A 13469-nucleotide genomic window follows, 5' to 3' on the forward strand; every position below is an offset into this window, starting at 1 on the left:
CATGCCGGTCACCGTTCTGCTCGCCGATGACCAGCACCTGGTCCGGGCCGGGTTCCGCAGCCTGCTCAAGCGCGACCGCGAGATCGTGGTGGCGGGCGAGGCGTCCACGGGGGACGAGGCCGTGCGGACGGCCCGTGCGCTGCGGCCGGACATCGTGCTCATGGACATCCGGATGCCCGGGCTGGACGGGATCGAGGCGACCCGGCAGATCATGGCGGACCCGGAGCTGCGGGACTGCCGGGTGATCATCCTGACCACCTTCGAGACCGACGAGTACGTGTTCGCGGCGCTCGAGGCCGGTGCAAGTGGCTTCCTGACGAAGGAGGTCGAGCCGGAGGGTCTGCGGCACGCCGTGCGGGTGGTGGCGGCCGGTGAGGCGCTGCTCTCCCCCAGCGTCACCCGCCGGGTGGTCAAGCAGTTCGCGCACCGCCCGGCCGCCGTCCCGGGCGGTGGTGGCGAGCGTCTGGCCGCGCTGACCGCCCGTGAACGCGAGGTGGTCCAGCTGGTCGCGACCGGCCTGTCCAACGAGGACATCGCCCGCGAGCTGGTGATCAGCCCGCTCACCGCCAAGACCCACATCACCCGGGCGATCACCAAGCTCGGCGTCCGCGACCGGGTGCAGCTGGTCATCCTCGCGTACGAGGAAGGTCTGGTCGGTGGCTCGTCAGGCGCCGGCCCGGGCTAGACGCTCGGCACCCTGCTCACGGACCGCCGTGATCGCCACCGGCGGGTTGTCCCAGAGCGCCTCACCGCGGGCGTTGTGCAGAGCCAGCCACAGGCTCGCCGCCCAGGCCACCTCCAGCTCCTCGGCGGTGAAGGGCCGGCGAGCCCTCTGGTACGCGTCGAGAAACGCCTCGGAGCTCGCGATCGGCGCCAGCGTCGGCTGCGCGTGACTGGCGAAGGCGCCGCAGGCCGCACCGGCGATCGCGGCCTCGGGCAGCCAGGCCAGGCTGTCCCAGTCGTGCACGGCCCAGGGCCGGTCGCCGTGCCAGCGCAGGTTCTGGCTCTCCCAGTCGGCGTGGCCGAGGATCCGGGGCAACCGGGCCGCGACCATCCTTTCCCGTACGCGACGAGCGGCGTCCTCGATCCCGTCCGGCAGCGATCGCCCGGACCGCCTGTCTTGGTACGGGTTCGGTGGCCACAGCCCGGGCCGGTCGTGGTCCCAGCGCACCCACTCGGGGTTGGGCAGCGGCGGTTCGACGGCTCCGGGCGCGGTCCCGCCGACCTCGATGTCCTCGGCCAGCGTCACCTGCTCGGCGAGCAGCACGGCGAAGGCGGCCGCCGTGCCGGTGTTGTCATCGCGCCGCATCTCGCCACCCGGCCGCCATTCCTCGGCGTGCACGGCGAGCCCTTCGTGCACGGTGACCCCGGTCAGCGGGGCGGCGCAGGGGAAGCCCTGAAGGGCGAGGGAACGCTGGACCTCGACACAGGTGGCCTCGCGGCCGTTCTGGCCGGGGCGGGCCTTGACGGCGATCTCGCGGCCGTCGGCCAGGCGCAGACCCAGCACCTCGGACATGTGCTCGGAGCGGTGCAGCAGGGCGACGGGCTCCGCGCCGAGGTGTTCGCGGCACCAGCGCGAGGTCCAGGAGGGAAGGTCCATCGTGTCAGCTTAACCGCACACGTTCGAACATGGATCGAGGCGCAATCGATCATGGCGGGGCACCCCGCAGGTCGACCTTATGGCAGGTTCGCGCCCGTTTGCAAGGGGTTCCGCGGCCCGAGCTGACATCGATGTCAATCATGGGCGATCGTGTTCGGTAGAACCCTTGCATATCGAGAGACTTAGACGTGACGATGTGTCGCGGAGGTTTCCTGCGTACCGCCACACAGCCCCGAGAAGGAGACGGCATGCACCGGCCACGATGGGGTGTCGCCCTGTTATCCGTCACATTGATCGCGACGGCCGCGTCCGTCGCCACGGGCGGCAGCGCCCTGGCGGCCGCGGCGGAGTCGTTCACCTCGTCGTTCGAGACCGGCGAACCACAGCCGACGTGGACCGACACGGTCGACGCGGACGCCGGAAGCGAGGGTGTGGACGGCACCGTCGTCGTCGGCATGCCGGGCAGCCTGCGCAGCCACGTCACGGCCATCGCCGTCAACGCGCAGCCGAACAGCAGCGAGGGCGCCAACAACCTCAACGACGGCGACTCGGCCACCAAGTGGCTGGTCGACACCCCGACGAGCTGGGCGCAGTACACACTCGACGCCCCCGCCGAGGTCATCAAGTACGCCCTGACGTCCGCCAACGACTCCCCCGAGCGGGACCCGCGGGACTGGACCCTGCAGGGTTCCACCGACGGTGAGACCTGGACGACGGTCGACACGCAGACCGGGCAGACGTTCACCGAGCGGTTCCAGACCAAGACCTACACGGTCGCCGACCCGGCCTCGTTCCCGATCTACCGGCTGAACATCACCGGGCATCCGTCGGGCAACCTCACACAGCTGGCCGAGCTCGAGCTCGCCGACGCCAACGTCACCGCGCCGCCGACCGGCCCGATGCAGAGCCGGCTCGGCAACGGGCCCGCCAGCTCCCCCACCGCCAAGGCGGGCGTGGGTTACACCGGGCTCAAGGCGTTCCAGATCGCCGGCCGGCACACCGCCGAGGGCCGCGGTTACTCGAACAACAAGGTCTTCGACGTCGATGTGGCCGTGACCGACCGGACCGAGCTCTCCTACCTGGTCTTCCCCGAGTTCAACCGCGAGGACCTGTCGAACCCCGCCACGTACACCGCGGTCGACCTCGCGTTCACCGACGGCACCTACCTGTCGGACCTGAAGGCGCTCGACCAGAACGGCATCGTGGTCAGTGCGCCCGCGCAGGGCGCGTCCAAGACGCTCTACACCGCGCAGTGGAACAAGCGCACCTCGCTGATCGGCTCGGTCGCCGCCGGCAAGACCATCGACCGCATCCTGGTCAGCTACGACAAGCCGTCCGGCCCCACGACCTTCCGGTCCTGGTTCGACGACATCTCCATCGCCGAGGTCGCACCGGTCAAGCCCAAGGCACACCTCTCCGAGTACGCGGAGACGCGCCGCGGCACCCAGTCCTCGGGCGACTTCTCCCGCGGCAACAACTTCCCCGCCACGGCAGTGCCGCACGGCTTCAACTTCTGGACCCCGGTGACCAACGCCGGCACCACCAGCTGGCTGTACGAGTACCACCGGGCGAACAACGCGGCGAACCGGCCGACCCTGCAGGCGTTCTCCACCAGCCACGAGCCCAGCCCGTGGATGGGTGACCGGCAGACGTTCCAGGTCATGCCGAGCGCGGCTGCGGGCGTACCGGATGCGAACCGGGCGAATCGCGCGCTGGCCTTCGGTCACGAGAACGAGGTGGCGAAGCCCTATTACTACGGGGTGACGTTCGACAACGGGCTCAAGACCGAGTTCGCGCCGACCGACCACGCGGCGCTGTTCCAGTTCACGTTCACCGGTGACAGCTCGAACCTCATCCTGGACAACGTCAACAACAACGCGGGCCTGACCATCGACGCGGCGAACAACGCCGTCTCGGGCTGGTCGGACGTCAACAGCGGCGGCCTCTCCGCCGGCTTCACCCGCATGTTCATGTACGCCACGGTCGACGCCCCGATCGCGTCGAGCGGCTCGCTGGCCAGCGGCAACCGGCCGTCGACGGGCTACCTGAAGTTCGACACGACCACGAACAAGACCGTGCAGATGCGGATCGCGACCTCGCTGATCAGCGTGGCTCAGGCGAAGAAGAACCTGGACCTGGAGATCGCGGCCGACGCCACCCTCGCCTCGGTGCGGGACAAGGCGCAGTCGCTGTGGGACGCCAAGATGCACACCGTCGAGGTCGAGGGTGCGTCCGAGGACCAACTGACCACGCTCTACTCGAACCTCTACCGGCTGTTCCTCTACCCGAACTCCGCCTACGAGAACACCGGCACCAACGAGGCACCGGTCTACCGGCACACCGTGCAGTCCGCGGTGACCAGCCCGGGCAGCACACCGACCGAGACCGGCGCACCGATCAAGGACGGCAAGGTCTACGTCAACAACGGCTTCTGGGACACCTACCGGACGACGTGGCCGGCGTACTCGCTGCTCACGCCCAAGGAAGCCGGCGAGATGGTGGACGGCTTCGTCCAGCAGTACCGGGACGGCGGCTGGATCTCCCGCTGGTCGTCACCGGGCTACGCGAACCTGATGGTCGGCACCAGCTCCGACGTTGCTTTTGCGGACGCGTACCTGAAGGGTGTCCCGGGCATCGACGCCGAGACGGCCTATCTGGCTGCGCTCAAGAACGCGACGGTCACACCGCCGAACCAGAACGTCGGCCGGAAGGGCCTGTCCAGCTCGATCTTCAAGGGCTACACGCCGAGCGACGCGACCGGCGAGGCCATGTCGTGGGCCATGGACGGGTACATCAACGACTTCGGCATCGCGAACATGGCCGAGGCGCTGGCGAAGAAGGGCGGCCCGAAGGCGAAGGACTACGCCGAGCAGGCCGAGTACTTCCGCAACCGGGCGCTCAACTACGTCAACATGTTCGACCCGTCGGTGGACTTCTTCCAGGGCAAGAGCACGGCCGGCGTCTGGCGCAACCCGCCGGACACGTACGACCCGCGCGTCTGGGGTTACGACTACACCGAGACCAACGGCTGGAACATGGCGTTCCACGTCCCGCAGGACGGTCAGGGCCTGGCCAACCTGTACGGCGGCAAGGACGGCCTGGCGAAGAAGCTCGACAAGTTCTTCGACACCCCGGAGACGGCCACCTTCTACGGCTCCTACGGCGGCCCGATCCACGAGATGTACGAGGCCCGCGACGTCCGCATGGGCCAGTGGGGCTTCAGCAACCAGCCGTCGCACCACATCCCGTACATGTACGACTACGCGGGTCAGCCGTACAAGACGCAGAAGCTGGTTCGTGAGGCGATGTCCCGGCTCTACCTGGGCAGCGAGATCGGCCAGGGCTACCCGGGCGACGAGGACAACGGCGAGATGAGCGCGTGGCAGATCTTCAGCGCGCTCGGCTTCTACCCGCTCCAGATGGGCAGCCCGGAGTACGCCATCGGGTCGCCGCTGTTCACCAAGGCCACGGTCAACCTGGACAACGGCAAGAAGATCGTCGTCAACGCGAAGAACAACAGCCGTTCGAACGTCTACGTGCAGTCGCTGAAGGTCGACGGCAAGGCGTACAACTCGACGGCGCTGCCGCACTCGGTGATCGCGAACGGCGCGACGCTCGACTTCTCCATGGGCTCCGAGCCGTCGAGCTGGGGCACCGGGGACGACGCCGCACCGCCGTCGATCACCAAGGGCAGCGCGGTTCCCACCCCGCTGAAGGACCTGACCGGTCCGGGCCGCGGGACGTCGTCGGAGCCGGCCCTGGTCGACGACACCTCCACGACGGCGGCGACGTTCGCCACGGCCACGCCGAGCTGGCAGTACCAGTTCACCTCCGCGGGCGAGCAGGCCGACTACTACACCCTCACCTCGGGTGCGGTCGCCGGTGACGCCAAGGCATGGAAGCTGAAGGGCTCCTACGACGGCACGACCTGGACGACGATCGACGAGCGCAGCGACCAGACGTTCGACTGGCGGCTGCAGACCCGCCCGTTCAAGATCACGAGCCCGGGCCGGTACGCGTACTACCGCCTCGACGTCAGCGCCAACACCGGCGAGGCGAGCACGACACTCGCCGAGGTCGAGCTGCTCGGCATTCCGGCACCCGCCTGCACCACGACGATCTCCGACAAGGTTGCCGGCGCGGTGTCGGTGCGGTCCGGAGTCACCTGCATCAAGGCGGGCGCTCAGGTCACCGGCCTGATCTCGGTGTCGAAGGGCGCGTCGCTCTACGCCACCGGCGCCAACCTGCGGGCAGCGGTCACCGCGACCGGCGCCGGCACGGTCTCACTGCTGAACACCACGGTCGCGGGCCCGGTCACGGTGACCGGCTCCGGCCCGGTGAGCCTGGAGAACTCCACCCTCAAGAGTGCGGTCACCCTGCTCACCAACAAGAAGTCGACGGTGGTCGCGGACAACACGATCACCGGACCGCTCACCTGCTCCGGTAACAAGCCGGCGCCGGTGAACAACGGCCTCACGAACGCCGGCTCCGGCGTCCGGCTCGGCCAATGCGGCAAGCTCTGACCTGAGCTGCTCGCCTCAGCCGCCCCTTCCCGTCACTCGGGGAGGGGCGGCTGTGTCGTTCCCGGACGGCTAGCGTGGACCTCATGTCCGACGACACCAAGCTGTGGTCCGCGATCGCCGCGACCGACCTCTGCACCCTCGCCACCATCAAACGCGACGGCCGGCCCCAGCTGTCCGACGTGAACTACACGGCCGACACCCCCACCCGCGTCCTGCGCATCTCCACCCGCGAAACCCTCGCCAAGGTCCACAACCTGCGCCGCGACCCGCGCGGCAGCATCCGCGTCATCGGCCCGGGCGGCGGCGGATATGTCGCCGCCGAGGTCCGCGCGAGTTTCTCACCGCCGTCGGCCGACGAACACGACGCGACGGTCGAGGAACTGGTCGACATCTACCGCTCGATCCGCGGCGAGGACCACCCCGACTGGGACGACTACCGTCGCGCGATGGTCGCCGACGGCCGCATCGTCCTCACCCTCCACGTCGAACGCCTCTACGGCTGGGTGATGTGACCCATGGCCAGGATCAGGGACATCGTCGTCGACTGCGCATACGCCCCGGCCCTGGCCCGCTGGTGGGTGCAGGTCCTGGACGACTACGAGATCGCACCCTACGGCGAGAACGACCCGGACCCGGACGACGACCCGACGGTGCTGGTGCTGCCCGGCCCGGGCGGCGGCCCACGCCTCTGGTTCACCCAGGTGCCCGAACCCAAGACCGTCAAGGACCGCATCCACCTCGACCTGACGGCCGACGACCCGGTCGCCGAGCTGAAGCGCCTGACCGGACTGGGCGCCCGCTTCCTCTGGGAGACGGACGGGCTCACCGTGCTGGCGGACCCCGAGGACAACGAGTTCTGCCTGCTGAAAACCGACGACTAGTAGACCTCGATGCCGAGCTTTCCGTAAAGCTGCGCCATACGTTCCTCCAGCGGATCCTCGTCCGCATTCAGCAGCAGGGTGGCCGCCACGGCGAGACCGTCGTCGCGCTCCAGGACGGCGCTGAGCAGGTTCTCGAAGGTCTCGTAGTTCCGGTGGATGTCGGGGGTCCCGAGGGTGTGGAAGATCTGGCCCAAGCCCTCGTCGGTCAAGCCCGGCCCGTCCTCCAGAAGCTGTCGGATCAGGAGATCACGCTGGCGCGGGAGCTGGATGAGCTTGAAGGCCCAGGCGTACCGGCGAGCGCGTTCGTCCGGTGAGTGCGCATCGGCCGGCGCCAGGAGCAGCTCGAAGAACAGCGCGGCCTCGGAGACCAGGACCGGCTCATCGTCGAGCCGATGCAGGCGCGGTGTGCCCACGTGCTCCCAGTACGGCATCAGGTCGTAGAGGATCTCCCGCACGTCGTGGGCCGTCTGCACGAATGCCGACCGCCGCAGCGAACGCCCCATGCGGCTGTCGGCACGGACCGAGACGTCGGGCGCCAGGAGATGCGGGTGGTCGTCCGGTCTCACGGTCCATGGATGCGTATCGGGCGGCCACGGAACGGACTCGTAGACACCGACCGCGGCGCCGTCCTCGATGCGGACCGTCAGACGGGTCGGGTCCGCTGTCAGATCCCAGGCCACGCGGAGCGTCTGCCACATCCGCTTGCGGTCCTCCGGTTCGAGCTGGCTCTGCCAGAGCAACGCCTGCCGCCGCCAGTTGGTGACGACCGGCTCCCCGACCAGGTCGATCGCGTCGACCGGCCCGTCGCTCAGCAGCAGCACGAAGCAGACCAGGTTCGCCGAGAACGCCGCGTGGCGTACCGCCAGGGGTGTGCGCCGGGGCTCGTAGTCCTGGCCGGTCCAGGTCGGATGCGCGTACCCGGCGTCGGCCAGGAGCTCGAGGGCAAGTGCCCGGCAATCCTGTCGCTGCTGCGGATCCAGGTGGGCGAGCATCTCCCGGCACATCTCCCACAGCGGCGCACGGCGAGCGATGGTGACGAAGGAGGTGGCGGCGTACAGCGGGCCGGGATCGATGACACCCCGGCGGCGCCGCTGGTGGAGGCGTTCCTCCGCGAGGTCGACGAGGAGGGAGACGATGCGCCGGGCGGCGAGGAACTCACCGAAGGTGGCGTGCAGGAACTCGAAGCTGCGCTCCGGACCCGCGGTGTCACGGGTGGCCCGGGACTCGTGGATGAAGAAGAACCGGCCGACCATCAGCTGGCCCGCACCGAGGGCACGATGGGCCGAGGTGTCGTGGGCCCGGCGCAGGTCGGACTCCAGTAGCAGACGCGGGATGTCGTCGTTCAGCTCCGGCTCGAGGATCACGTCACTGCCCCGGTTCAGGATCGCGATCGCGATCGCGCCGAGCCGTCGCCATTCCACCTCGATCTCGTCCGCGTGCTGGTCCGCGGTGAGATCTCGGCTGTGCTTGCCGACCTCCCTGACGACGAAGTCGGTGAACAACCGCTCGTAGAGGTCGACCCGGCGCAGGTCGTCACCCGCGGTCTGGAGCGCGTTGGCACCGGCGTCGTAGAGCGCGAGCAGCAGCAGGAGCAGTGGTTGGACCGCGAGTTCACCGTGGGCCAGGGCGGCGGCCGGCGGTAAGGGCCGCAGGTCACGAGCCGCGAGCCCGGCAGCGTTGTGGGCGTTCCAGACCGCGAGCCAGGCGTTGATCTGCGTCTCGTCGAACGGTTCGAGACGCAGCACCACGGTGCTGTCCGGAATCCGCGCGCGGTCGGCGACGACGGTCCGGCTGGTGACGAGGACGGCCACCGGACGGTCCAGCTCCTGTTCACGACTCTGGAACCGGCGGATCTCCTCCAGATAATCGGCCCTGTTCATGCCGGTCGCCTGCAGCAGCTCGTCGAAGCCGTCGAGGATCACCACGGGCAGTGCCGGACCGGCCCGCCGGGTCAGGTCCGCCCAGGAGACGTGCTCGCCGAGCATCTGCAACAGCGCCTGCTCGATCTGCGACTGGATCGACGACTCGGCCGGCACGGTACGCAGCTCGACCCGGACGACCAGGAAGTCGGCCGGGGGCAGGCGGGCGGCCAGGATGCGGGTCATCGCGGACTTGCCGGAGCCGGGCTGGCCGAGCACCACGAGCGGACCCGTCACCGCGTCCGGCCCGGTCAGGTGGGCCAGCAGAAAACCATGGACGTCCTCCACCGTGACCGCCTGCTCCCACCAGCTCTCGGTGGCGGGGAGATCCTGCGGACCGGCCACCGCAACACGGCCGTGCGGATCGAGGTAACCCTCGCTCAGGGTCGGCAGCACGACGTGGGCCGGGGCGTACGCGGAGGTGATGATGGCGCGATCCAGCCCGGCCCGGTAGCGCTTACCTAGTCCGGCCAGAACGGCGTCGACAGTCGCACCGCCCGACACCGAACGCAGGTCGTCCAGCGCGTTCCGCAGCAGCGTGCGGGTCGCCTGGGCCTCGATCATCGCGGCCCAGACGGCAAACTCGGGCGCCTCGGTGGTCAGCCGCCGGTACGCCTCGATGTACCGGCGGACGGCGATCTTGCAGACCTCGTCCTCCAGACGCGCCGGCACCCTGTCCTCGAAAGCGCTCAGCCCGCTCAGGAACCCTCGCACCGCGACCGCTGCCGACCGGAAGTAGACCCGGAGGTCGGCGACCGTCGTCTCGAAAGGACGGTGCGGTGCGGGCATCGGGGGCGGCGTCTCGATCAGGATCTGCAGCAGATCCGCGTACCGCGCCCTGAGCGCGGTCGAAGTGATGACGGCGACCTGTTCCCCCGCGGTCAGATCCGCATCGGGCAGGACAGCGTCCACAGCTTCGTAGAACGCGGTCACCACGACGACGGCGTGCGCCGCCTCGAGTCTCAGAGTGCGGTCGAAGCGGCGAACGCCGGTGACCCGCTCCCGCAGACCGGTGACGGCCTCGTTGCCCCACCTGATGACCTCACCGCGCAGGGCGAAAAAGTCGACGTCAGCCAAGGAACCCGCAGTGAGGGCGGCGGTTGCGCCACCGCTCACCCCACTGAGGACCTTGATGACGGCGTTGTTGTGGACGCCCAGGAGACGGGCGGCGTCGGCGTAGCTGAGAGGCCGGGAACCCATCTCACGGACCGTAGCGCAACGGTCAGGACAGAGTCACGGCGTACAGGTAGAGGCGAGGGTCGTTCGGGAGGGTGATCGAGCGGATCTGTTTGCCCTGGGTGACCGGGAGGTCGAGGCCGAAGAGGCTGACCGGCGGGCCGTCGACACCCTGGCCGGCCTTGATCCGGTGGGACATCGACAGGACGGCCGTGGTGCCGGCCGAGGCTGTGCCGCACCAGTCCGCGACGGTCACGGTGGCGGCGGCGGAGGTGCCGTCGGTGTAGCCGATGGTCAGGGCGGCGGTGACCGGGCCGTTGTGGGTGGTGGCGACCAGGTTGACCGCCGGGTGGTTGCCGGGTGGGAGGAGCAGGGACTGGCCGCGGGACTGGACGAAGTTCTTGGCCGTGCCCGTGGGGTCCGGGGCCTGGTAGGGGACGTCGCCCCAGGTGACCGGGCCGGCTGCGGGGAGCAGGTCGGCGTCGTAGCTCCAGCCGCCGCCGTCGAAGTTGCCCTCGGTGGTGGCGGCGACCGTGGCGGTGCCGTCGGTGGTGCGTTCGGTGCCGAGGTCGACGAGGCAGGCGGTGCCGGCGGTGGAGGCGCACGTGACCGGTTCGCGGACGGTGATGGTGACGGTGCGTTTCACCGTTTCGGTGCCGGTCGCCGAGACCGACACGTCGACCTGGTACGTGCCTGCGGGCGTACCGGCGGGGGCCTCGACGGTGACCTTGGCGGTCGTGCCGACCGGGAGGTGCCGGGTGAGCAGGAGGGTCGGGACGCGGGGGGCGACCGTGACCTTCCAGCCGGCCGGGGCCTGGGCGGTCACGCGGGGTGCGATCGCGAGGGGCGCCTGGCCGACGACGTCGACCTCGAAGGCCGCCTTCTGTGCGGTGGCCGACCCGGCGGCCAGAGCCGCGCTGGCCGGGCGGACCGAGGCGTCGACGTGGGTGCGGTTGTCCGCCGGGGCCTTGTTGTTGACCGACGGCGGCTGGGCCAGGAGTGACGTGCCCCAGCCGGACGGGCTGGTGCCGAGCGTGTGGGAGAGCGTGCCGCCGCGGGCGACCGCCGACCAGTCGAGCCAGCTCTTGGCGACCGGTACGCCGTTGAGCCGGACGCGCTGGATGTAGCGGTTGGCGTCCGAGGCGCCCGGTGCGTCGATCACGAGCCGCTTGGTGCCGACCTTGACCGTGGCCCGGGGGAACTGCGGGCTGGACACCGCCAGGAAGTTGGCGCCGCTCATCGTCGGGTAGAGGCCCAGGGACGAGAAGACGTACCAGGCGCTCATCGTGCCGAGGTCGTCGTTGCCGGTCATGCCGTCGGGGCCGGTGGTGAAGAGCGTCATCGCGGCCCGGACGACCGTTGCGGTCTTCGCCGGGTCACCCGCCCAGTGATACATGTACGGCGCCAGCAGGTCAGGCTCGTTGTTGGGGTTGTACGTGGACTTGGCGTAGTAGTCGTAGGGGCTGGCGATCCAGTCGGTGCGCGCGGTGCCGGCGGGGTCGGTGAGCAGCTTGTCGTAGACGAAGAAGTCGTCGAGGCGCTTCTCGGTGGCCTTGCGCCCACCCATCAGCTGGACCAGTCCGGCCGGGTCCTGCGGCACCAGCCACTGGTACTGGTGGGCGCCGCCCTCGTGGAACTGCTCCCCCGCCGCGATCGGGTCGTACGGCGTGAGCCAGGTCCCGTCGACGGTCCGCGGCCGGAACTGCTGGATCGAGGAGTCCCACAGGTTGCGGTACCACTGGCCGCGGCCCGCGAAGAGTTTCGCGTCGGCCTCCTTGCCGAGCCCCTCGGCCATCAGCGCCAGGGAGGCGTCGGCGGCGGCGTACTCGAGGGTCGCGGACGCCGGGTGGTCGCAGTCGTTGTCGCCGCCCTTGTCGACACAGTCCTTGCCCAGCTCGAGCCCGGACGGGATGTAACCGCGGTCGGCGTAGTAGTCCTGACCGGTACGGCCGTTGTAGGGCGAGTCCGCCGGTGGCTGCGCGGTGGCGTTCTTGCGCAGCAGTGCGTACGCCTCTTCCTCGTACCCGGAGAGCAGGCCCTTGGACCAGGCCTCGACGAGGAAGGGGGTGACCGGGTCGCCGGTCATGATGTTGGTCTCGCTGTTGGCGAGCGCCCAGCGCGGCAGCCAGCCGCCGTCCCGCCCGATCGCGACCACGGAGAGCGCCACGTTGCGGGCGACGTCGGGTGCGAGCATCTCCAGCAGCTGGTTCTGCGGGCGGTAGGTGTCCCAGAGCGAGAAGTTCTGGTACGGCGTGTAGCCCTGCGCGGTGTGCACCTCGCGGTCGAAGCCGACGTAGCGGCCGTCGACGTCACCGGCGAGGTTCGGGTGCAGCAGCGAGTGGTAGAGCGCGGTGTAGAAGGCGCTGCGCCGGTCGGCGGCTCCCCCGTCGATCTTGATGCGGTCGAGCTCGCCCGCCCAGGTGGCCCGCAGCTTCGCGCGGGTGGCGTCGAAGTCGTAGGAGTCGGCCGTCTCGGCGGTGAGGTTCTTCCGCGCGCCCTCGGGGCCGGTGTAGGACAGGGCGACCTTGACGACGACGTCGCGGTCCTGGGTGGCGTCGAAGGTGACCCAGGCGCCGTTCCCGCCGGTGCCGGACGCGTCCTTGCCGCCGGGGGTCAGTGTCGAGCCGCGCCAGGTGCCGGTCGTGCTGAACGGCCGGTCGAAGCTCGCCGTGAAGTAGACGGTGTGGTCGTCCTTGCCGGCGCAGAAGTTGCCGGCGTGGACCCGGCCCTCGACCGTCCGGTCATCCACGACGTGGATCTCGGAGTCGAAGACGGACTGGTTGGCCTTGCCGGTGTTGAACAGGACGTTCGCTGCGCCCGTCTCCGGGAACGTGTAACGCTGCCAGCCGGTGCGCGGCGTCGCCGTCAGCTCGGCCTTCGTCTGATATTTCGACAGGCCGACGCGGTAGTAGCCCGGCTCGGCGTCCTCTTCGTCGTGCGAATAGGGAGACCTGTACGCGTTCGGGTCCGAGGTGGTGACGGCGCCCGTGGTCGGCAGCATCGGCAGCTCACCCGCGACGCCGCAGCCGACACCCGAGAGGTGCGTCTGGCTGAAGCCGTAGATGCTGGACTGCTGGTAGTCGTAGCCGCCCTGGCCGCCGGTGTCCGGACTGACCTGGACCATCCCGAACGGCGCACTCGCACCCGGGAAGGTGTTGCCGAAGTTCTGGGTCCCGACGAACGGGTGCACCAGATCCACGGGGTCGTCCTCGGCGGCTCTCGCCTGCGCGGGGCTCGCATACAGCGCGGAGGCGGCCAGCAGAACCGCGACCAGGAACCGACGGGTCATCGACAAACCTCCGGTTAACGACGTCATCGTCCGGTGACAACGTTGTCACGTGTCAGTGACCCGTGTCAATGAAATCCCAGC

Annotated in this window: 7 protein-coding genes; 4 read left to right on the forward strand and 3 right to left on the reverse strand. The window is 69.5% G+C overall.

Annotated features, from left to right (window positions below; genetic code table 11):
- Position 1 precedes the first annotated feature (1 nt).
- On the forward strand, positions 2 to 685 hold the full coding sequence (locus AFR_RS33815; RefSeq protein ID WP_023561328.1) for a response regulator: 684 nt from the start codon (positions 2 to 4) through the stop codon (positions 683 to 685).
- Here the strand turns inward: AFR_RS33815 and AFR_RS33820 are convergent.
- Positions 665 to 1600, reverse strand: coding sequence for an aminoglycoside phosphotransferase/kinase family protein (locus tag AFR_RS33820; protein WP_023561329.1), 936 nt, complete (start codon positions 1598 to 1600; stop codon positions 665 to 667). The two genes, AFR_RS33815 and AFR_RS33820, sit on opposite strands and share 21 nt — an antisense overlap.
- A 293-nt stretch (positions 1601 to 1893) precedes the next feature.
- Here AFR_RS33820 and AFR_RS33825 point away from each other — a divergent pair, with 293 nt between their 5' ends.
- From AFR_RS33825 to AFR_RS33835, 3 genes are all read left to right on the forward strand, one after another.
- Complete coding sequence (locus AFR_RS33825; RefSeq protein WP_041843089.1) at positions 1894 to 6123, forward strand: GH92 family glycosyl hydrolase; 4230 nt, start codon at positions 1894 to 1896, stop codon at positions 6121 to 6123.
- 83 nt (positions 6124 to 6206) lie between these two features.
- The gene (locus AFR_RS33830) at positions 6207 to 6635 is read left to right on the forward strand and encodes a PPOX class F420-dependent oxidoreductase (RefSeq protein ID WP_041843090.1); all 429 of its coding nucleotides are present in this window, start codon (positions 6207 to 6209) and stop codon (positions 6633 to 6635) included.
- A 3-nt stretch (positions 6636 to 6638) separates the two neighbouring features.
- Positions 6639 to 7004 carry a VOC family protein gene (locus tag AFR_RS33835; RefSeq protein WP_023561332.1) on the forward strand — a complete coding sequence of 122 codons (366 nt, stop codon included), beginning with the start codon at positions 6639 to 6641 and terminating at the stop codon, positions 7002 to 7004.
- Here the strand turns inward: AFR_RS33835 and AFR_RS33840 are convergent.
- Positions 7001 to 10123: an NACHT domain-containing protein gene (locus AFR_RS33840; RefSeq protein ID WP_023561333.1), complete on the reverse strand. Its 3123-nt coding sequence runs from the start codon at positions 10121 to 10123 to the stop codon at positions 7001 to 7003. The genes AFR_RS33835 and AFR_RS33840 overlap by 4 nt on opposite strands.
- A 22-nt stretch (positions 10124 to 10145) precedes the next feature.
- Positions 10146 to 13388 carry a GH92 family glycosyl hydrolase gene (locus AFR_RS33845; protein WP_023561334.1) on the reverse strand — a complete coding sequence of 1081 codons (3243 nt, stop codon included), beginning with the start codon at positions 13386 to 13388 and terminating at the stop codon, positions 10146 to 10148.
- Positions 13389 to 13469: the final 81 nt, after the last annotated feature.

This window comes from Amorphoplanes friuliensis DSM 7358, assembly GCF_000494755.1.
In the GTDB taxonomy this organism is placed as follows: domain Bacteria; phylum Actinomycetota; class Actinomycetes; order Mycobacteriales; family Micromonosporaceae; genus Actinoplanes; species Actinoplanes friuliensis.

Coding starts and splice junctions, on each gene's coding strand:
- AFR_RS33815 (WP_023561328.1), top strand. CDS start 2: ATGCCGGTCACCGTTCTGCTCGCCGATGACCAGCACCTGGTCCGGGCC.
- AFR_RS33820 (WP_023561329.1), bottom strand. CDS start 1,600: ATGGACCTTCCCTCCTGGACCTCGCGCTGGTGCCGCGAACACCTCGGC.
- AFR_RS33830 (WP_041843090.1), top strand. CDS start 6,207: ATGTCCGACGACACCAAGCTGTGGTCCGCGATCGCCGCGACCGACCTC.
- AFR_RS33835 (WP_023561332.1), top strand. CDS start 6,639: ATGGCCAGGATCAGGGACATCGTCGTCGACTGCGCATACGCCCCGGCC.
- AFR_RS33840 (WP_023561333.1), bottom strand. CDS start 10,123: ATGGGTTCCCGGCCTCTCAGCTACGCCGACGCCGCCCGTCTCCTGGGC.
- AFR_RS33845 (WP_023561334.1), bottom strand. CDS start 13,388: ATGACCCGTCGGTTCCTGGTCGCGGTTCTGCTGGCCGCCTCCGCGCTG.